The 19,700-nt window shown below is 60.8% G+C and carries 19 protein-coding genes; 5 read left to right on the top strand and 14 right to left on the bottom strand.

Annotation, left to right across the window (positions count from 1 at the left end):
- Window positions 1-68: 68 nt before the first annotated feature.
- The 3 genes from MOP44_RS18390 to acpS form a co-directional block, all read right to left on the bottom strand.
- Window positions 69-716, bottom strand: a complete 648-nt coding sequence (locus MOP44_RS18390) for a cytochrome P460 family protein (RefSeq protein ID WP_313901019.1) — start codon at window positions 714-716, stop codon at window positions 69-71.
- A 97-nt stretch (window positions 717-813) separates the two neighbouring features.
- A complete protein-coding gene (locus MOP44_RS18395) occupies window positions 814-1,890 on the bottom strand; it encodes an MlaD family protein (RefSeq protein ID WP_260791710.1) in 1,077 nt (358 codons plus the stop codon).
- Between the two features lie 96 nt (window positions 1,891-1,986).
- On the bottom strand, window positions 1,987-2,370 hold the full coding sequence (gene acpS, locus MOP44_RS18400) for a holo-ACP synthase (RefSeq protein ID WP_260791711.1): 384 nt from the start codon (window positions 2,368-2,370) through the stop codon (window positions 1,987-1,989).
- A 239-nt stretch (window positions 2,371-2,609) separates the two neighbouring features.
- Here acpS and MOP44_RS18405 point away from each other — a divergent pair, with 239 nt between their 5' ends.
- Window positions 2,610-2,999 (top strand): hypothetical protein, encoded by a 390-nt coding sequence (locus tag MOP44_RS18405; RefSeq protein ID WP_260791712.1) that lies wholly within the window; start codon window positions 2,610-2,612, stop codon window positions 2,997-2,999.
- 22 nt (window positions 3,000-3,021) lie between these two features.
- Here MOP44_RS18405 and recG read toward each other — a convergent pair whose 3' ends face one another.
- From recG to MOP44_RS18420, 3 genes are all read right to left on the bottom strand, one after another.
- Window positions 3,022-5,289: an ATP-dependent DNA helicase RecG gene (gene recG / locus MOP44_RS18410; RefSeq protein WP_260791713.1), complete on the bottom strand. Its 2,268-nt coding sequence runs from the start codon at window positions 5,287-5,289 to the stop codon at window positions 3,022-3,024.
- 45 nt (window positions 5,290-5,334) lie between these two features.
- Window positions 5,335-7,407 (bottom strand): amidohydrolase family protein, encoded by a 2,073-nt coding sequence (locus tag MOP44_RS18415; RefSeq protein ID WP_260791714.1) that lies wholly within the window; start codon window positions 7,405-7,407, stop codon window positions 5,335-5,337.
- 176 nt (window positions 7,408-7,583) lie between these two features.
- Window positions 7,584-8,006 carry a Crp/Fnr family transcriptional regulator gene (locus MOP44_RS18420; protein WP_260791715.1) on the bottom strand — a complete coding sequence of 141 codons (423 nt, stop codon included), beginning with the start codon at window positions 8,004-8,006 and terminating at the stop codon, window positions 7,584-7,586.
- A 372-nt stretch (window positions 8,007-8,378) separates the two neighbouring features.
- On the opposite strand from MOP44_RS18420, the gene MOP44_RS18425 reads away from it, so the two are divergent.
- Window positions 8,379-9,527, top strand: coding sequence for a hypothetical protein (locus MOP44_RS18425; RefSeq protein ID WP_260791716.1), 1,149 nt, complete (start codon window positions 8,379-8,381; stop codon window positions 9,525-9,527).
- 73 nt (window positions 9,528-9,600) lie between these two features.
- On the opposite strand, the gene dusB is transcribed toward MOP44_RS18425, so the two are convergent.
- On the bottom strand, window positions 9,601-10,818 hold the full coding sequence (gene dusB, locus MOP44_RS18430; RefSeq protein ID WP_260796676.1) for a tRNA dihydrouridine synthase DusB: 1,218 nt from the start codon (window positions 10,816-10,818) through the stop codon (window positions 9,601-9,603).
- A 258-nt stretch (window positions 10,819-11,076) separates the two neighbouring features.
- A complete protein-coding gene (rpmE, locus tag MOP44_RS18435; protein WP_260791717.1) occupies window positions 11,077-11,292 on the bottom strand; it encodes a 50S ribosomal protein L31 in 216 nt (71 codons plus the stop codon).
- A gap of 174 nt (window positions 11,293-11,466) precedes the next feature.
- Between rpmE and MOP44_RS18440 the strand changes: the two genes are divergently transcribed.
- On the top strand, window positions 11,467-11,943 hold the full coding sequence (locus MOP44_RS18440) for a c-type cytochrome (protein WP_260791718.1): 477 nt from the start codon (window positions 11,467-11,469) through the stop codon (window positions 11,941-11,943).
- Window positions 11,944-12,008: 65 nt separating this feature from the next.
- Here MOP44_RS18440 and MOP44_RS18445 read toward each other — a convergent pair whose 3' ends face one another.
- From MOP44_RS18445 to MOP44_RS18460, 4 genes are all read right to left on the bottom strand, one after another.
- On the bottom strand, window positions 12,009-12,845 hold the full coding sequence (locus MOP44_RS18445) for an SGNH/GDSL hydrolase family protein (protein ID WP_260791719.1): 837 nt from the start codon (window positions 12,843-12,845) through the stop codon (window positions 12,009-12,011).
- Window positions 12,846-13,149: 304 nt separating this feature from the next.
- Window positions 13,150-15,738 carry a DUF11 domain-containing protein gene (locus MOP44_RS18450; protein WP_260791720.1) on the bottom strand — a complete coding sequence of 863 codons (2,589 nt, stop codon included), beginning with the start codon at window positions 15,736-15,738 and terminating at the stop codon, window positions 13,150-13,152.
- A 258-nt stretch (window positions 15,739-15,996) separates the two neighbouring features.
- Window positions 15,997-16,488 carry a hypothetical protein gene (locus MOP44_RS18455; RefSeq protein WP_260791721.1) on the bottom strand — a complete coding sequence of 164 codons (492 nt, stop codon included), beginning with the start codon at window positions 16,486-16,488 and terminating at the stop codon, window positions 15,997-15,999.
- Window positions 16,457-17,047 (bottom strand): hypothetical protein, encoded by a 591-nt coding sequence (locus tag MOP44_RS18460; protein ID WP_260791722.1) that lies wholly within the window; start codon window positions 17,045-17,047, stop codon window positions 16,457-16,459. Before MOP44_RS18460 ends, MOP44_RS18455 begins: the two co-directional genes overlap by 32 nt.
- A 165-nt stretch (window positions 17,048-17,212) precedes the next feature.
- On the opposite strand from MOP44_RS18460, the gene MOP44_RS18465 reads away from it, so the two are divergent.
- Window positions 17,213-17,968 carry an ATP-binding protein gene (locus MOP44_RS18465; protein ID WP_260791723.1) on the top strand — a complete coding sequence of 252 codons (756 nt, stop codon included), beginning with the start codon at window positions 17,213-17,215 and terminating at the stop codon, window positions 17,966-17,968.
- A gap of 36 nt (window positions 17,969-18,004) precedes the next feature.
- Here MOP44_RS18465 and MOP44_RS18470 read toward each other — a convergent pair whose 3' ends face one another.
- Both MOP44_RS18470 and MOP44_RS18475 read right to left on the bottom strand, forming a co-directional pair.
- Complete coding sequence (locus tag MOP44_RS18470) at window positions 18,005-18,520, bottom strand: GNAT family N-acetyltransferase (RefSeq protein WP_313901074.1); 516 nt, start codon at window positions 18,518-18,520, stop codon at window positions 18,005-18,007.
- 3 nt (window positions 18,521-18,523) lie between these two features.
- A complete protein-coding gene (locus tag MOP44_RS18475) occupies window positions 18,524-18,832 on the bottom strand; it encodes a type II toxin-antitoxin system TacA family antitoxin (protein ID WP_260791724.1) in 309 nt (102 codons plus the stop codon).
- Window positions 18,833-18,957: 125 nt separating this feature from the next.
- On the opposite strand from MOP44_RS18475, the gene MOP44_RS18480 reads away from it, so the two are divergent.
- Entirely contained in the window at window positions 18,958-19,689 is a 732-nt protein-coding gene (locus tag MOP44_RS18480; protein ID WP_260791725.1) for a YwaF family protein, read from the top strand.
- Window positions 19,690-19,700 lie beyond the last annotated feature (11 nt).

Here is a 19,700-nt window from a genome sequence, read left to right on the forward strand (position 1 = left end):
AATGATCAGGTGATCAAGTTCTCAGGACGCTTGATCGCCGGAGCAGGCTGATCCACTCGAAGGCTCTGTCACTTTGTAACTTTGTCACTCGGACCCTGAGTGGCCGCATCTTCCTTTGCGAACTCCGCGCTCAGCGTATGCTTCTCCCGCGCGATGGGCAGCAGCGTCGGGTAGAACTGAACGAAGGTTGTATCCACGGCGGCGTGCTGCTGGTGGCACGAGTAGCAGGGCGCCTTCTCAGGAATAAGCGTGCCATTCTTGGTTGGCGAATCGAAGTCGAAGAACGCCCACTTGTTGGGGAAGCGCGCCTGGTCCTTCACGTGCACTTCGAAGCCACCCATGAGCTGCTCAGACTGGAACTGTCCTCGAGTATTGATCGATCCTTTGCTGCGCGCCACGCGGCCCTCGAGGACCAGTACTGTCTTGTCGGGCCAAGTTCCTGTGGCAACAAAGCTGCGATATGCCTCGGGATTCACAAACACGTTGTCGAACATGGACTGACCGCCCCCGGTAGCTTTGGGGTTGTAGCTCATGTCGATACCGGTAGTGAGGTAGATCCATTCACGATAATTGGGCGGAAGCATGTCGCCATTGGCGGCGTAGGCGGGCCCGGCCTGCGGCGCGGCATGCGCTACATGTTGTGGCTTAAGCAAAATGAACAGGAAAGCAGAGAGAGCCAGCAAGCACACGCCTCTGGCAAGCAGTTTCAGGCGCACGGGGACCTCCGATGAGTGAACTACGAAGTACACTAAACCCGGGTTCCCTGAGCCAAAAAAACAGAGTGAACTGTGAACTAAGAACCTCGAACGGCTCTTAGAACACTTTCAGCTTGATCGACAGATACTTCTTAGGGTTCTCGCGGATACCCTTCAAAAGCTGATGTGCCTGGTCCAGGGTCTGGTCCAGATTGTCATAGACTGACCGGTTCTGCATCAACTGTCCCAGCGAGCCTTTGCCCTCGTTCAAGCCCTTAAGAACGGCGTCGAGGTTGCCCACTGTGTCATCGAGCTTCTGCGCGAATGCCGGATCCTGGGTGAGTTTGCCGATCGCACCCTTTCCGCTGTTGATGCCTTCCACCAGCTTGTTGGTGTTGGCCACCGCAGAGTTCAGGTTGTTATAGAGCGTCTCATCGTGCAGCAGCTTGCCGGCGGTGCCATGGCCGGCGGCCAGCGACTCCGAGATCATATCGAGCCGGTCCACCGTGGCATTGAGCTTGTTATAGAGGCTCTCGTCCGTTAACAATTTGCCCAGAGTTCCTTTGCCTTCGTTGATCTGCTGCGTGACGGTCTGCAGATTGCCCGCGACTGCTGTCACCTTCTTGTAGAACCCAGGATCGTTGAGGAACATGCCCATGCTGCCGCGATTGGAGTTCAGCGTATCCAGCAGCGTGTTGACCTTGTTCATCACTTCGGTGAGCTTCAGCAGGCTCTGCTGGCTGGTGTCCACCACCTGCTGGATGCTGGGCGTCTCGCGCACCTTGAGCTCGGCGTTATTCTGGGGCACGGAGCCATGCGCCCCTACTGACGTGATGTCGAGATAGCTGTCGCCCAGTACGCCGGCGGACTGAATGGAGGTCGTGGAGTCCGTGTGGAGTCCATAGGCGGCGTTTTCGCCAACCTGCATGGTGACCTCAACCGGAGTGGGGTTGCGGCCCGGCACCACCCGAATGCGGATCACATTGCCGATGGTGACGCCTTCAAGGGCGACAGGAGCGCCCTTCTTCAAGCCCTCCGCGTTGCGGTAATAAGAGCGCAGCGTCAGCTTCTTGGCAAACAGGCCGCCTGTCGATCCCGACATCAGGAAGATCAGGACCACCAGTACCGCCACGCCCACCAGCACCAGGGCGCCGACCTTCAGTTGAGACCACTGAATTTCCTTCCGGCTTGGCACTCCACTCCTCGTGCGGTTCGTCTGGCGTTAACGGTTGCCCCTAACTACAGCGACTTGAGGCGCTTCGCCTTTTGAGGATAGCAGAACTGCCCGCGCCTACCGGCCATCCTCGAGCACCACGCTGGCCATGGCCAGCGTGCCCGTGTGCGTCAATGACAGTGCCGCGTTGCGCACCCCCATCCTCTCGGCACGTTCGGCGGCGCGGCCGTGGAACTGCAATCCAGGGCGGCCGCCCGACTCTCGCACCACTTCGATCTCGAGCCAGTTCACTCCCTGGCTGATTCCTGTACCCAGTGCCTTTGCACCGGCTTCCTTCGCCGCAAACCGGGCAGCGAAGCTTTCCGCTGCATGGCGCTTGCGCAGGCAATAGGCCTTCTCAGCCGCTGTATACACACGATCCAGGAAGCGGTCGCCATAGCGATCCATCGAGTGTTGGATGCGTGCAATTTCAACCAGATCAATGCCTGAGCCGACGATCATTCTGATTAAAAACTTACATCATGGGACTCGGGCGAGCCCTACGCCTGCTTGTCCTTGTGGCTGGAGCAATCCCCGGGCCGGAAAACGGCTTCAAACTACCAATGCATTTCGGACCCAGTTTCGCGCCGCCAGAAACCTTGACCGGTCCTGTTTCAAAGCCGGTCACGCACCGTTCGACTCCGAAACAGCTGTCATGCTCCAGCGCTCTGCTCCGATATAGGCGGAAGTGAGGTTTCAACGTGCTGCGTCGCAATCTGGCAAATTCGACCATTCCCTGGGCACTGGAAATGAAAGCGGTTTCGCAGGTCGAGCCGTCGCGCCTTGTCTGCAGTCTCACGGGGGCCATCCTCGGCTGCGGCGGGTGGGTGCTGAGTCGCGGCGCCAGCGACACTGGCATGGTCAATATGCTGTTCGAATTTGAACGCAATGCTTGCGTGGATATCTATAGCGTGCTCATTGGCGCGGGAATCGAACTCAGCCAGTACGGCCACCTTCGCTTTACTGAGCTGTGCCAGTGCACCCGCAACCAGGGAAGGGAATGCGGCGCGGAGATCGCCAGCGTCGATCTGGAAGTACAGACTTTCCCAGCCGAAGTGCCGGTCCGGCTTTCGGGCAACCAAGCCGCGTAGAGCTGTCCGTCAGCCGACCCCTCTAACCTGCTTCGACCAGTCCGTAGCGCCGCTGCCAGGCTTCTTTGAGCCGCTCGCGCACGCGGGTTCGCTCTGCTTCCGACACATCCGTTCCGGGGTCCGCCACGAAGCGCGCCGCCTCCTGCTTGGCGAGTTCGAGAACCTGCTTGTCGCGAATCAGATTCGCCACGCGAAAATCCGGCAGGCCGGCCTGCTTGGTTCCGAAGAATTCGCCCGGCCCGCGCATCTGCAGGTCGAGCTCGGCCAGCTCGAATCCGTCCTGTGTGCGCACCATCGCGTTCAGGCGCTCCTCGGCCTGCTCACTCACGCGCTCGCCGGTCATCAGGATGCAGTAGCTCTTCGCGGCGCCGCGGCCCACGCGCCCGCGCAACTGGTGCAACTGGGCGAGGCCGAATCGCTCCGCGTGTTCGATGACCATGACGCTTGCGTTAGGTACATCGACGCCAACTTCGATAACGGTGGTGGACACCAGCACGTCGATTTCGCCGCGCTGGAAACGCCGCATCGTCACTTCCTTGTCGTCGGCGTCGAGGCGCCCATGGAGCAGGCCAACGCGCAGGCCGGCCAGCGGACCGGTGCGCAGCTTCTCGTGCATCTCCATTGCCGATTTCAAGCCAGACTTCGCGGAAGGATTCGCTTCCTTCACCATTTTTGGGAAGAGGGTGGCGGTCTTGCCTTTCCTTGCAGCTTTCGGAGGCGAGGGTTCCGTTGACCCTGGTGCGGGCGAGTCCTGTGCGAAGTCGAACTCCGGCTGATCGTCTTTCGATCCTTCAATTACCGGATAGACCACATACGCCTGCCGCCCCTGCTCGACCTGCTTCCGCACGAAATCCCACACATCGTCTGCGCGCTCGTCGGGAACTCGCCGCGTGACGATCGGCGTGCGCCCGGGAGGCAGCTCGTCCAGCACGCTGGCATCCAGATCGCCATAGAGCGACAGCGCGAGCGTCCGCGGGATCGGCGTCGCGGTCATCACCAGCACGTCAGGCTCCGCCTGGTTGGGCTTCTTCATCAGCCGGAACCGCTGCAGCACGCCGAACCGGTGCTGCTCATCGACGACCACGAGTCCGAGCCGATCAAACTCGACCTTCTCTTCGATAAGCGCATGTGTACCGATCACGAGGTGCGCCTCGCCTCGATTGATGAGGCTGCGGGTCGCGCGCTTGCGGTCTTCGTCGAGTGAGCCGGTCAGCAGCACGATGCGGTAATTGCGCGACGACTTCTCCAGCAGCTTGCGTGCGGCCAGAAAATGCTGCGTTGCGAGGATCTCCGTTGGAGCCATGAGCGCGGCCTGGTAGCCGTTCTCCATCGCCACCAGCATGGCCTGCAGCGCGACGATCGTCTTGCCCGAACCTACATCGCCTTGCAGCAGCCGGCGCATCGGACTCGGCTCACGCATGTCCTGCACAATCTCGCCCAGCGTGCGCTTCTGCGCGGCGGTGGGATGAAACGGCAGCACTTCGCGGATTGCCTCGCGCACCTTGTCGGTCGTGGCGAAACTGATGCCGGCGCGCTCGCGCATCTTGCGCCGCTTCAACTCGAGGCCCAGCTCAAGGAAGAAAAGTTCTTCGAAGATGAGCCGCTTGTGCGCCGGCGTCGCCCAGGCCTGCAACGCATCCATGCGCGTGCCCTCGGGCGGAAAGTGCGCCTGGCACAACGCCATCTCGCGATCGGGCAGGCTGAGCCGGTCGAGCATCGCGCGCGGCAGGCATTCGGGCATCGCGCCGCGCAATCCTTCAAGCAGATGGAAGATGACCTTGCGCTGCCAGCGCGAGGCCAGGCGCGCTCCGCCCAGCGATTCATAGACAGGCGTGATCCGCCCCACTTCGAGCATGCGCGTCTCTGCGTCCTCGCTCGCGTCGGGCAGGATCTCGAATTGCGGATTGATCATCTTGAAGTTCCGCGTGGTCCGCGACGGCTCGACCTTGCCGAATACCGCCACCGTTTGCCCGGTGTGGAACTTGCCTTCCAGATAGCCGCCGTGGAACCACATGCACTTCATCGCCATGCGGCCCTGGCCCAGCGTGACCTCAAAAATTGGAGCCTTGCGCGTGCGCAGCAGCGCGAACCCGCGTACCTCGGCGATGACCGAGGCCATCTCGCCCACTTTCAGCTCATCCAGCGAGCGCGGATTCTGCCGGTCTTCGTAGCGAAAAGGGAGGTGATAGAGCAGGTCTTCGGCGGTCCGGATGCCCTTTGCGGCGAGCATCTCCGCCAGGCGCGGCCCGACGCCGCGCACCCACTTCACTTCATCGTCTAATCCGGGCACATAGTGGATGGTAATTGATGCGCTGGTGGTCGGGTGACAATTGAATCACTCCCCGCTCTTCGGCCGACCCGAGAATCCGCTTGCGCTACGCAGTTCATCCGCGTCCATCAGCTTGCCGTCCATCATCACCACGCGCGTATTGCGCAGATCTCCAATGCGGTGCGAAGGATCGCCCTCCACCAGCACCACATCCGCGTTCTTGCCCACCGCAATAGAGCCCGTGGTCTTGTCCGCCTGCACCAGCCGCGCTGGCATGATGGTCGCGGCTTCGAGCGCCTCCTCCGGCGTGAAGCCGGCCGCAACGTAGAGCTCCAGCTCGCGCACCAGCTCGGCGCCTGATCCATCGGTGCCGGCCACAATGGGAATGCCGTCCTTGTGCATAAGCGCAACGAGATCGCTGAGCTTCTTGAAGCTCTTGCGGAAATCCTCGCGCGTCAGGTCCCTGGGCACCGCGAAGCCGCCCGTCCTGAAGCCGCGCTCGGTGGCCGGGGGCAGCGTGCCCACAAACGGCGCATAGGCCGGCGACAGATCTCCATTCTCCGGCACAAACAGCGACTCCACCACCACGAGCGTCGGATCGGCGTAAATGTGCTTCGCGGCCATCGTGTCGAGCAGCGGCTTGATCGGCGCTGCATCCAGCTTCAGGTCCTTTGCGTAGCGTCCAGTTCCGTTGAAGCGGTTGATGCCGTTCGACGTGTCCACTATGTCCTTCGGCATGGCTTCCATTGAGACGAAGTAGATGTGCGTCAGCTCGTCATAACCGGCGGCAATCGCCTCGGAAGGCCGCATTCCCGCGGGAACATGCCCATGGACATGCAGACCGAGCTTGTGCGCCTCTGCTGCGGCCGGAGCCACCCACGCCGGATTGAAGGTGCCATAGAACTTGATGCCGGTGAAGCCCTCGGCCTTGGCTTTCTGAACCGCGGCAATGGCCTCTTCCGGAGACGTCGCGATTGTCCCTAGTTGCGCGGAGTTCGGGCCTTTCCCGTCGATGAGCAGCGAAGGATACACGTGCGGCATCAGCAGGTCGCCGCTCGCCCGGCGCTTGGCGCGCGCAATCGTCAGATCATTGTTGTTGCCGGGGTCGCGCGCGGACGTGATGCCCAGCGACAGAAGAAACGGGCCGGCAAAGTCATCGCTCACGTGCTGGTGCGAGTCCCACAAGCCGGGCACCAGCGTCTTGCCGGTCCCATCGATCACCTGCGCACTCGCGGGCACCTGGGCTGTGCTCGAAGGGCCGACGCTCACGATCTGGCCGTGATCGACTACGATCGTCTGGTTTTCGGCAAATCGCTCCCCATCCACAAAAGCGCGTACGTGCGTGAATGCCACGGGGCCCGCAGGAGTTTTGGCAAGGCGTTTGGCGAGCGCAGGGCTCTGCGCCGACAGCGCTTCGTCCTGCGCGTTCGTCATCGGTACCAGCGCCGATTCATAGCCCGCCGGCAGCACCGCGAGTACGCCCGCTGCACCAAAGAACTTGCCATCTTCCGTAGCCCACATGGGGCTTGGCGACGGCCCCAGGCCGCTGATGGCCCATGCCACAATCTTCTTCCGCTTGGCGCCTTCGCCCACGGTCAGCTCGGTGAGCCGCTCGGCCCGGGCCTTGCCACCAGGCAGCAGCGCCAGCGAGTGATCCGGACTGGCGAGCAGGGCCTCGAAAAACGATGAATCGGAGAACGTGCCTCCCACGGCAACGTAGAAGGCGGAGCCGGGATAGTCGGTCGTGCCCTTGTCCACGGGGGTCTGCCACTTGGCCTGTTTGCCCGAAACTGCAAAGGTCTCGGCCGCGTTGCCGGTGGGCGTGGAGCCGCGTATCTCCAGCGACGAAGGCATGTGGTCGGCCCCAAGCTGGACCTTTTCATCCACTTCCCACGCCATGCCGCGCAGACGCACGCTCGAGCGTGACATCAGGCTGCCGTCCGCCGCAACCCAGTTGTACGACTTCCCGTTTGTGCCGGACGTCGATAGCACCGTGAACTCCCGCGCATCGGCAGGCGGCTTGGCCAATTGCTCCGGAGGCGTCTGCGAGCCCAGTTGCGAAGCCGATCCGCCGATCAAGAACAACGTGGCACACGTGAAAGACAACCGCCAACGGCGCAGCAACCGAAACAGACTCATAGGAGAGACCTCGCAACAGGAGCAGGGATACTTGTGGGTGCGATCATACTATCCGCTGCTGGCGCCGTGAAATCGCGTCATTTGGGTCCCGACGGCCGCACGCAAAGCAAAGCGGGCAGCGTGACGCTGCCCGCCTATCGACCACCCGACCACGTGATCACCTGATCACGCGACCACTATCCCTTACACGCAGCGATCCGCGCCGTCCGCACTTCGGCCGCCAGCACCTTCAGGATCAGCACGGCCACGCCCGGCTCAGTCAGCATCATCTTCGAGAACTCATCGCGCCCAACGAAGCTGACGTCCGCACCCTGCTTGGCCTTGGCGGAGAGCGAATAGCGCGAGTTGCTCACCACAGCCGGCAGTCCCAGCAGCGATCCCGGCTCTGCTTTCATATCCATAACCGCGTCGCCGTCTCGCGTGCGCATGGCGATCGTCACCGTTCCGCCGTGGACGATATACACACCCACCGGATCATCGCCTTGGTAAAAGAGCGCGCGATCCTCCGAGCAGTCGACCGGGATCGAGCGTCCTTTCAGGACCCGGATCAACTCCTCATCGCCGACAAAAGCTGAAGCATCGAAGTTCACGAGAGCCATTCTTGCATGCGCGAAAAGCATGAAAAAGTGAGCTGCGTCACACCTCGATGTTTATTTGGAGAGACGCGGTCCACGTTAGCCAGCCTGACTCGCCGGTCATCGCCTGCAAAATGGATTGCCCGTAGCGTCGCTCCGTCCGGTCAACCACGACGGCGCCTGCGGGCCGAAATCGCTCGCTATGCGCCCGCATAAATTGAAGTCCGTGATGATTCAGAACGGTCCACTGCTGAAGCGCTGGGATGGAGTGAACACGCCTCCACCGCGCAAAGGCCCCAGCCGACCCGCAGCCTGATGAACTAGTCCTGAAACACTGCTGTCCGGCTTGTCACGTTTAGCTCGTGAGAACGAGAGCCGCCCCCGTAGGCTCGCATCATGAAGAAGAAGCTTCCCCCACATTGGCTCGGTGCGCTGGCCATGTGCGTACTTTTGCTCTCGCAACATTCGACGGCGCAAGCCGCAAAGCCGCTCAACGTTAGCATGACCGCGGAACACTGGCAGACGAAGGAGAACGCGGAGTTCCTGCGCGAGCTGGGCTTCTATCACGGCCTCATGCGCCTCAACAGCGGCGATGCCGTGCTCAAAGACGTGACATTCGCTAACGGGACGATCGAATTTGACGTGAATACAGTGGGCCGGGGAGCGCCCGGAATCGCATTTCATCAGCGGGACGACAAGAATTTCGAGCTTTTATACCTTCGCCCCGACCCTGCCTGTCCAGCGTTCAAGGCTTGCATCCAGTATGCCCCGCAGACGCACGGCGTGTTGTTATGGGATCTCTTCCCGCAATATCAAACACGAGCGCCGCTGCGCGAGAACGGTTGGAACCATATCAGAATGGTGATCTCCGGCCGCCGCATGAACGTCTTCGTAAACGATGCCGCAGTCCCCACACTGGAAGTTGGCAGGCTCGAGGGAGACGTAATGATTGGAAGCTTGCGCCTTCAAGGGCCAGCCACATTCGCCAACATGGTGATCACTCCAGATGCGGTGGAAGGGCTTTCGCCGCAGCCGGCCAAAGACGCGCTGGAAGACGACTCCGGCTTGATCCGAGATTGGCGCCTGTCACCCTTTCTCTCGCTGGCGAAAGGCAAGGACCCGGGCTATGCGGAGCTGCCCTCTGCCTCGCAGCCATGGAGAGACATACGCGTTGAGCGGAATGGATTGGTGAATCTGAGTCGCGAGTACGGCCTTCCCGTGACCGGTCGGAACCGCGCCCTGGCATGGGTCACAACAAAGATAAGTTCCGACAAGAAGCGGTCGGCGAATGCCCAGATTGGCTGGACGCGTGAGGTGTGGGTCTTCGTGAATGGAAAGCTGGTCTATGCCGACAAGAATTTCTTCGACTCTGAAGCCGATAGAAAGATTCCTGATGGCCGATGCTCGCTCGAGAATGGAGCCTTCACGCTGCCTCTGGAGGCAGGGGACAACGAAATCGCCGTAGCTATCGCGGACGACTTCTTTGGGTGGGGACTGATGATGCGCCTGGATGACCCGCAAGGAGTTCACCTGGCATCAAGGTGACGACCACCTGACCAACTGCTCACCTGACCATTACCCTTTTACAGCCGCAATCCGTGCAGTGGCCGATCGAGATCTAATCGCATACCAGCGCAGCGCCTTCGGGATACTCCACCTCAGGCTCCGAATCGAGCTCGGCCGCTGCGCCCTCGGCCAGGCGCGTGGTGAAGAAGGTATCCACCTGCTCCAGGACCGCGGCGCCGGTCTTCGCCTGGTAGATGGAGGCCCGCAGCTTCGCCCCGCCCGGCACGCCGTGGGTGAACCATGACGCAAACTGCTTCATCTTTCCGGCTACTTCGCGCACGGCGGCGTTCTTGTCGCCCGCGGAGGCCTCAGACTCATCGAGCAGCATCTGGAAATACGCTCGGATCATCCGGTACCTATCCTCAACGGTCGGCTGATCGTAGCTGCCGGTCGCGGTGTACTGGGCAATCTGGCGGAAGATCCACGGGTTCGCCGGCGCAGCGCGGCCAATCATCACCGCATCGCAGCCGGTCTTCGCGATCATCGCCGCCGCATCCTCAGGCGTGCGGATGTCGCCATTGCCGATCACCGGAATCGACACAGCCTGCTTGATAGCGGCGATCCACTCCCAGCGCGCCTGGCCCGTATAGGCCTGCTCGCGGGTGCGGGCGTGCAGGGCCACGGCGTTCAGACCCTCGCTTTCGGCCATCCGCGCCAGTTCCACGCAGACGATGTTGGTGTCGTTCCATCCCAGCCGGAACTTCACGGTGAAGGGAATCGTGACCGCTTCGCGCACCGCGCGGAAGATCTCGCCGATCCTGGGCAAATCGCGGAGTAGCCCCGACCCGCCATTGCAGCCCACCACGCGCTTGGCCGGGCAGCCCAGATTCAGGTCCACCGTGTCGAAGCCGGTGTCCTGGATGATGCGGGCGGCCTCGGAAAGCGTCTCGGGGTTCGATCCGAAAATCTGTGCCGAAATGGGATGCTCATCCTCATAAAAAGTGAGATAGCGCTTGCGCTTCGATTCGCGCATCCGTGAGAGCCCATCGGCCGAGGTGAACTCGGTCATCAGGAGCCCGCAACCGGACTGCTGATTGGTAACGTCGGCATCAATACCGGTTTCGACGGTTGTCCCTTTATCCCCCTCTGTCCCTGCAGTAAACAAGCTGGCGTGGCGGATGAAGCGCCGGAACACGGTATCGGTGACGCCGGCCATAGGCGCCAGCACGGTCGCCGGGGCCACCCGCACGGGACCGATGCTCATCTCCGCCGGCACACGCGCTTCGGCGGGCATCTCGTGCTCGATTGGGTTGTCCCAGTGCTTCTTCACCGTGAATCCTCTGCCAGCCACTTCAGCTTTTTAGCTCCTAGCTTCTAGCCTCTAGCTCTTTCCGCTAGCGGTCAACCATTTATGGTTTTCGTCCGGCCGTTTCGGGCACAGAAGTGCGATCTGGCCGATACACTCCGCACCACCACATCACTAGCTAGAAGCTAACGGCTACAAGCTAAGTGCTGCTTTCCCCCAAACACGCTAAGGCCCCCGCCGCGGCGGAGGCCTTTGAAAGCCAAATTGCTGATCAGGCTCGGGTTACTTCGCGTCGGCCTTGGCGTACTTGCGGCGGAACCGCTCCACGCGGCCAGCCGTGTCGACCAGGCGCTGCTTGCCCGTGAAGAACGGGTGGCAAGTCGAGCAGATTTCCACGTGAATGTCGCCCTTGTGGGTCGAACGCGTCTCAAAGTTGTTGCCGCAGGCGCAGACAACCCGCACCGGGGCATAGTTGGGATGAATTTTTTCCTTGGGCATCTGTCTTGTAAAACACCTTTCCTGCAGTCTTTTTATTGTATTTGGAACTAAGCGCATTGGCAATTCCATAGATCACGTAGCAACGTGACAAATCTGGCCTATAATGTGGCCGCAATCAAAAAACAGCTGCACGGATGCCGATTCCTCCGACACCGGCAACTGAGGAGATGACCAATGCGGAAACCCTTACTCCTCCTGCCCGCTGTGCTCGTTATGGCCTACGCAGGTTCGCTCGTCTCGCAGCAAAAACCCGCGCACAAGCCGGCACCCTCCGAGGCCGCCCCGCCTGCCACAATCCAGGTCGAGCCTCCCAGGCCAGAGGTCAAACAGATATATAAGAACGACTGCGCCATCTGCCACGGCGATACCGGCGATGGTAAAGGCGATATCGGAAAGACCATGACTCTGGACGATTGGACGAGCCCCACCGCCCTGGCAGGCAAAAGCGATGAACAGCTCTTTAACGCGATTCGCAAAGGGAGCGACGGCAAAATGCCTCCCGAGGATGCTGCGCGGGCTAAGGATAACGAGATTCGCGGGCTTGTGAAATACATCCGCGGCATGGCGAAACCCGGCCAGCCTGCAGCGGAACCGGCAGCGCAGCCTGCCGCAACTCCGGCTCCGGCGAGTTCGTCGCCAACGACTAAGTAACGGAACGCAGTATCCACCCTGGCTGGCAAGGCACCAATGCGCGGCCAGGGTTGGAACCGACATCTTTACGGTGCGCCGGCCGCAATAAACGGCTGGGCCAATGCCTGTGCGATCCCTTTCTCCACCAGCGGCGCCATGATGGCGTACCCCGCAGGCAGCGGATGCACCCCATCCTTGCTCAGGTTCGCCGGCAGGCCGCCACGCTCATCTTTCATCGCCGAGTAGTAATCCACATACACGTAGCCCTTTTGCGCGGCGTAATCCTTCATCCACGCATTCAGCTTCACGATCTTCGGTGCCGGCTCGAGCCCCGGATGCCATGGAAAATCGTAGGCCGGCAGCACCGAGCACAGGACCACCTTTATTTGGTTGGCGCGGGCGAGGTCCGCCATCGACTCGATGTTTGCCTCGGATTGCGCCAGCGTCATTGGGCCAGTATTGCCGGCAATGTCGTTTGTGCCGGCCAGGATCACCACCACCTTTGGCTTCAGGTCGATCACATCCTGCCGGAAGCGGACCAGCATTTGCGGCGAGGTCTGCCCGCTGATGCCGCGATTGATGTACGGTTTCGTGGCGAAGTCGCCGCCCGGCTTGTCAAAGTGCCAGCCTTCCGTAATGGAGTCGCCCATGAAGACGACGCGGTTCTCGCCGGCGGCCGGCGGGGGCAGCGCGACGTCGGCATCGTGGAAGCGCTCCAGCCAGCCGAAGTCGTTCAGGAGCTGCTTGTCGTGGGCGGTCCAGTAGGCGTCCGCCGGATGGCCACTAGCCGTTGTTTGCGGAACCGCCTTTGCCGGTGCCGGAGCCTGCGTTTCCGGTTTACTCGCAGGTTCCTGCGCGGACGCGGACTGAAATAGAAACACTGCAATAGCAAGAGCCGCCAATGCGCCACAGACTCGATTCACCTTAACCCCCTGAAAGTTCTGCGCTTCCGATTTTAAGCAACCGCAGCCATTCGTGTGTGGGAACACGCCGTAAAGAGTCTACGTAACTGTCCAGGACCGAAGGGAATGATGGGGGGAATGCTGCGGGCCCGAAGCGTTAATGGGTATCCGGTGCGCTCAAATGCACGGTGAATGACTCTACTTAGAACGAGGCAAAGAACCATTGTTGTTCTTCCAGCCGCTCGCGCTCGGTCCTCGCCGGGCCCATCCGGGCTGAAGAATACGCCGGCGGACACACCCGCAAGGGCTCGTCCGCCGGCCTTCGTCACTGGATGGTGACAGTTGAACTAGTCGAATTGTTCGTCTGCCAAAGATCCTGTGTTCCGGCAGAAGTCTTCAGCTGATTGGTGATCTTCGTTCCGCTGCTACCGATCGCGCGCAGGTACACGTTCACATACCAGGTCTGGCCCGGTTCCAGCCGCGCTTTGCGGCACGTGAGCACGCCTGTCGTCGCACCTATGTTGGGCCCTGTGCATCCGTCGCCGTTGGGTACATACACCCCGGCATAGGACATTCCGGCGGGGATCGCATCCGTGAAAACAACCTTGTCGCTGCTGTCAGGTCCGGCATTAAGAACGCGCGCGTGATAGATCACCACACCGTTCCTCGCAATTGAAGTGGCGCTCGTGGTGTTGGACAAACGGAGATCGGCGGCAATGGCGACCTTCAGGGCGAAAGCGTCGTCAAAACCGGCCATCTGCGTTTGCACGGCATTGGACGTGAGAGGTGTTGTCCCGCTGCCAGTTCCGGTCAGGATAGCGTTCCAGGCTTTGTCGAGTGAGATACCCGCGCCACCACCTCCGCCAATGAAGGACGAATAGTAAAGCCTACGACCATCAGCGTTAAACGCCGTGACATATCCGCTGGAAGGTGTCTTGCCGAATGCGCCCGCGCCGAGCGGAAAATCCGTTGAGCTGGTAAATCCGGTAACGAACGCCATCCCCCAGCTGTTCACGGCGATATCAGAAACTGCGTCGTCGCCGGTTCCGCCCAGGAAGGTTGAGTAGAGCTGAATATAGCCGGAGGCGTCGAGTTTCGTGACGAATCCGTCCGTTGAGCCCCCTCTGAACTGAGACTGGAATGCGCCGGGAGTTGTAGCCAGGCCCAGGCTTGCCGCGCCGCCTATGAACGCGTTGAGGCTGCTGTCCACTGCGATGCTCTTGCCCGCTACCCCGCGAAGAATCGTCGCGTCGCGCAAAGCCTGGCCGTAATTTCCGCTCAGCTTCGCCACAAACGTTTCACAGTCTGCGCCCAGCGTGTAGCAGACCCCGCCATAAGTTCCAAACGGGAACTTGCCCGTTCCGAAGCTCGCGATGAATGGCACATCCACGGTGCTGAGGCCAAGAGCGTAAACGTCATCATAGCGATCGACCGCGATGGAACTGATCTCGGTCGCACCGTCCGGCGTTCCGACATAAGTCGCGAAAATCCGCGAGGCGGATCCGCTGGTGTTGAGATTGAATCGTGCCACGTAGCCGCTCTTGCACCCCGCGCTGTTCATCGGGCACGAGTACTGATATGCCCCCGGCGTAGTGGGCAGATACGGATTGCGTGTGCCTCCGGCCAGGAAGACGTCCCCGTTTGACGCCAGTGCGAGCGCATTGGCATAGGTATCGCTCGGTCCCTCGAACGGCGCTGTTGAATCCATCACGCCGCCGAAGTAAGTGGAGTACACCAGGGCGGAGCCACTCTGATTCAGCTTGGTCAGCGTGGCGCAGCCGTTCCCACTGTGACACACCGTTTGATAGGCATTCGTGGTCACCGGGAATCCGCCCGTTACGGCTTCACCGGCGATGTAGGCGTAGCCATTTCCGTCCACCGCCAGCATTTTGCCAGTGGGCTCATGATAAGGGCTGTAGCCAAGGTCGCCCCCCAGGTAGGTGGAGTAAAGCAGCTGGCCGGAACTCGAAAACTTGGTCACGAAGTCCAGCGGTGTGTACACGCAGGCGATTGGAGTCCACGGGCACTCTGTTTGAAGAGCGCCGCGCGTTACCGGAAAGTCGAACGCATAAGTTTGCCCGGCTACAAAGAAGTTCCCTGCAGGATCCACGGCGGTGCTCAGCCCATGGCTGTACGGCCCACCCTCATCCGCCCAACGGTACATCGGGTCATGCACGCCCAGCAGCGTCCCGTATGCTACCACCGGATCGATGACGAGTTCCTTCCCGGGTGTTCTCGCCGGAACGCTGAAGCTGACGCGATTGCCATCGTTGACCGTGTACATTGCCCTAAGGGCGATTCTGCGGCCGTTGCGCATCTCATAGGCCTGCGGAACGGGCTGCCGCAGCCATTCTTTGTCGCCCCTGAGAATGCTGAGCGCGCCATCCTCCTCCACACGAAGGTGATCGGCGCCCTCGATGATCATTCCTACATCGGAGACTGCGGTCCGGCCCGACAGAATCAGGTCGTATTCCAGTTCTCCGCGCGAGCCAGAGTGATATCGGATATCGACGCCACGCAACGCTCCCTCTTCTCGTAACTCCGAGTAATGCGGAACATTGGCGATCCCGCGCGCCGCGTCCGGGCTGAGGAAATAGTTGCTGCGTCCCGCAAGGGGGCCTTTTGGTGTGAAGTGCGGAGTACCGGTCGGACCGGTCCACCGGAATGTGAATGAGCGCGGCTTCGGCGTCGGTGCATCCTTGGCCGAGATCGGGAAGATATATGTGAGCGATTGCGAAGTGATGAGAACCTGGTGAGACGGACGCTGCACCAGGTAGCTGACCTGCGCCGGGGTCTGGCCCATATTCGGTTCAAAGGCTAAAGGAAAGCTATTGATATCGGGTATGTTCTGCGACGCCCCACTGCACGAGAGTGCCACAAAAGCAGTGAGACATAGGAGTCGGGGGTTGGGCATGGTAGGGCCCTCCTGTGCGCAGAATCATGCGGCGGCATATCCCCGTGGGATGTGCTGCCGGTCACAGAGTGGCCGTAAATTCGATCCGATAAAACTGAGCGGTGGAGGCAAAAGTGCGGGGCCGGCGAACGGCCCCGCCCCCTTGTTCTACTGTGAGGACGTGATCCCTCTGATTTCAAAACCCTTCATGCACTTGAGGTACCGAAGGGTTTCAACCGCGCCGAGACGCGGCTTCGTGGGCCCGGTTCGCGTGCTTGTTTACAAAACCAGCAAACGGTCAAAAAACGCCCGATAGCGTTTGAGTGCCTGCCGGAGATCCTCGGTATTGACGTTCTCACCGCGATCCCATTGTTTCTCCAACTGCTCGCGCTCCGATGCGAATTGCTCCGCGATGCGTTTCACCACGTTCGCCACCAGGCTGTCTGCCTGTTCCACCGCTGTGCGAGGCTCATCCACAAACGAGGTCTGTACCTGGTCCCAGCGCGTGCGGAAACCCTGCAGTTCATTCTGAGCAAACAGCGGGTTGTGCTGTACCGCTGGGTTCGCTGCGGCGGCCATTTGGCCAGCACCCGCATTCGGGTCCGCGACGGTCCTCTCGCGAGGGGCCGACTCCGAGCGCGGAGGCTTGGCGATATCGGCGGTTGTTAATCTCTCGTCGTTCCTCACGCCTTCATTCCTGATGCCTTCGTTTTCTCTTTCTTCATGCCTGATCTCTTCTTTACGAAGCGCGTTTAATGGATTCATGAACAACTCCTCTTGGTGTGTCTGCTGGGGATTTCGGGATGTCGAGCAGTTCGTCGAACAGTGAACGGTAGTACACCATTGCCTGGCGCAGCTCTTCGGTTCCGGCTTCGCCGCGCGCATGGCTCTGTGCAATGACGCGGGCAGAGCGGTAGTTTTGCACAACGCCCGGATAGTTAACGGAGAGGTCGGCCGCTCGCTGGTCGAAATCGGCCATCGGGTAGCCCCGCGCTTCCATTACGCGGTTTACAAGCCTGTCAGCGTCGGTGACGGCCATGGATGGATCGTCTACGAAGCGGCGCTGCACGGCGGCCCAGTCTTCGGCGTAGCGTTCCCGCACCTCCGGTGCCAACTGCTTGATCGAGAAGCGATGCACCCGCTCCTCGCGCTTGATCAGCTCCAGCTCGGCCTTCGACGCATCGCCCCGGCTTTGCACCGCGCGATCGTACTCCGGACCGAAGTGTTCCCTGAGGCGCTGGCTTCTGCGTTTGCGAACCATCACCACGATGGCGGCGATCACGATGATCGCGACCACGACCACAACAGCTACGAGGGTTTTCTGGTCCATCTATCAGCCTCCTCGATTTGGGATGCCGAGGCAGGGATGGGGAGATGCCGCCAGAGTTGGACTGGTGCAACTCGCGCCAGAGTAGACGCTGAGGCAACCATCACGTTTTCCACATTCCCGCGCCGCTTTGCCTCCGCCGCATTTGAGATAGCCTTGAGAAAGATCATGAGCACCTGCCCCATCTGCGACGGCGTCGGCCTGGTTCGCGTCATGTCGCGCGACGGCCGTTGGGTTTCCCGCGCCTGCGAATGCCAGGAGATCCAGCGCGAAGAGCGCCGCGTGATTGCCGCCAAGATTCCCGAGCGCTACCGCGATTACGATCTCGACGGCTACGACTTCTTCCCGGGCATCGATGCCTCGCTGCGCCGTGCGCACCAGACCGCCCGCCACTTCGTCGACGCATATCCGGTTGACACGGCCGGGAAAGGCCTGCTCTTCACCGGATCCATCGGGGTAGGGAAGACGCATCTTGCCGTCGGTGTGTTGCGCCGGCTCATCCGCGACCGCGGGGTCAAGGGCTTGTTCTGCGATTACCGCGAGCTACTCAAGAACATCCAGAACAGCTACAACCCGCAGGTCAGCGTCACCGAACTCGAACTCCTGCAGCCGGTCTTCAAGGCGGAAGTACTGGTGCTCGACGATCTGGGCGCACAGAAGCCGAATGAGTGGGTGTGGGATACGGTCTCGCTCATCCTCAACACGCGGTATAACGACAAGCAGACCACCATCATCACGACGAACTACCCCGACATGGCTCCCGGCGGGGGCGCGCAGACCGATGTAGAGCGCGCGGCCCGCGAGCAGACCCTGGGCGATCGCATCGGCGAGCGCATGCGCTCGCGCATCGCGGAGATGTGCATCGCCGTCGAGATGAAAGGCAAGGACTTCCGGCAGACCGTGAAGCGCGCCAGTTTCGCTTAGGGCCGAGTTAAGCTGCTATCGGCGCAGTTTAAAGAGTTATTCGATCGTAGCCATCGGCAGAAAGAGCCGCCGGTGCGAGTCCGGGAAGCGTAGGAAGCCAAAGCTTGAGTAGAACTGGTGAGCGTTGTCATCCTTGGCATCCACCACCACCGCAGCAGAGGCGACATCCTGGCTGATTTGGAGCGCTCGGTGGAGTGCGTCTACGAGAAGCAACTCCCCCACGCCCTGTCCTCTATAGGCCAAATCACGCGCGAGCCGGCCCAGGAGTGTTGCCCCGATATACGGATAACGTGGCAGGTTCAATTGCTTGACGAGTTTTTCGGGTAGATCGGCCGCGTCGATGTTGTCTGCTGAAAGCGTATAGAAGCCAGCGATCCGCGCGCCATCTTCGGACAAGAGGACATAAACGGCCGCAGCTCGCCTGGCGATGTCCTGCGTAGCTTGCTGTTTCAGGTAGCGATCGAGTACTTCACTGCCGCACGAAAACGTCGCCCGAAGGCTTTTGTGATGGTCTCCGAAGGGCTCGACACTCTTGAACCGTTGCGTAGAGATACGCTACCTCCCAAACACCTGCGCATGCCTTGCGACAGCTTTCCGCAGTCGTTCGTTGGGTGCCGGTGGGTTGAGCAGAGCTTCTACAAATGCGAGCCTGTCACGCTTCGTCAAATCGGCCAGCTCACTTTCGCGCAGAATACGATGAGCAGCCTCCAGGGCGCTGCTGATCACGAAGTCCGACATCTTTCTCCCCTGGACTGCCGCCGCTCGCTCCAGCACGTCCTTGGTCTCCTGCGGAACCCGGGCCTCAAGCCGCGCATTGCGGCGCGCGGCATGGATCGATTGTCTCTTCGGGGAAATGGCGGGCATGGCGACTCCTTCGTCTTCACATAATGTACGGCGATTGTCCGTACATGTCAACAGCCGGATGCTACACTGCGGGTATTCCAGATCACCCTCCATCATGATCTAATGCGAGCAAATCCCGCTCGCCTATGAACGTCCCCTTCCACGCATTCGGTCCGGCCCATCTCGCCGTCATCGGCGCGGTTCCCGCACTCGCGGCGGCGCTGGTTTGGGTGCAAAGACGCATTTCCGCCAGCAACCGCGTCATTCGCTACACCCTGGCCGCGCTGCTGCTGCTGAACTTCCTCGCCTACTACACAAGCTTCGCGCTCGCCGGTGAACCGCTGTTTCCCGGGCACATTCCGCTGGAGCTGTGCGATGTATCGGTGCCGCTGACGATCGCAGTACTGCTCACGCGGAACCCGGCTCTCTTCGATGTGGCGTACTATTGGGGGCTGGCCGGGGCAGGGAACGCGCTCTTCACGCCAAACTACACGCACGCTACGTGGTTCATCTGGGTGCAGTACTTCATCTCACACGGGCTGATCGTGGTTGCGACTCTGTATCTGGTCTGGACCCATCAGGCTAGGCCGCGGCTGGGATCGGTCCTGCGTGCTATGGTCGCGACGAACCTCTACGCTTTGATCCCGGGTATCTGCGACTACCTCTACGGAACCAACTATATGTACTTGCGTGGCAAGCCGCCTGCGCCCACGCTGCTCAACGTGCTCGGCCCCTGGCCGTGGTACATCCTGATATGTGAAGTGCTGGCATTCGGGCTCTTCTATCTCTTGTATCTGCCGTTCCGGCAGGTAGGGGAAGCCGCTACGGAACGACAGGAAGACGGAAAAGGAGCCCAAACAAGTCTCAGCCGTAGCTGACGCGGCTCCAG

Origin of the sequence: Occallatibacter riparius (assembly GCF_025264625.1) — a bacterium.
GTDB lineage: Bacteria > Acidobacteriota > Terriglobia > Terriglobales > Acidobacteriaceae > Telmatobacter > Telmatobacter riparius.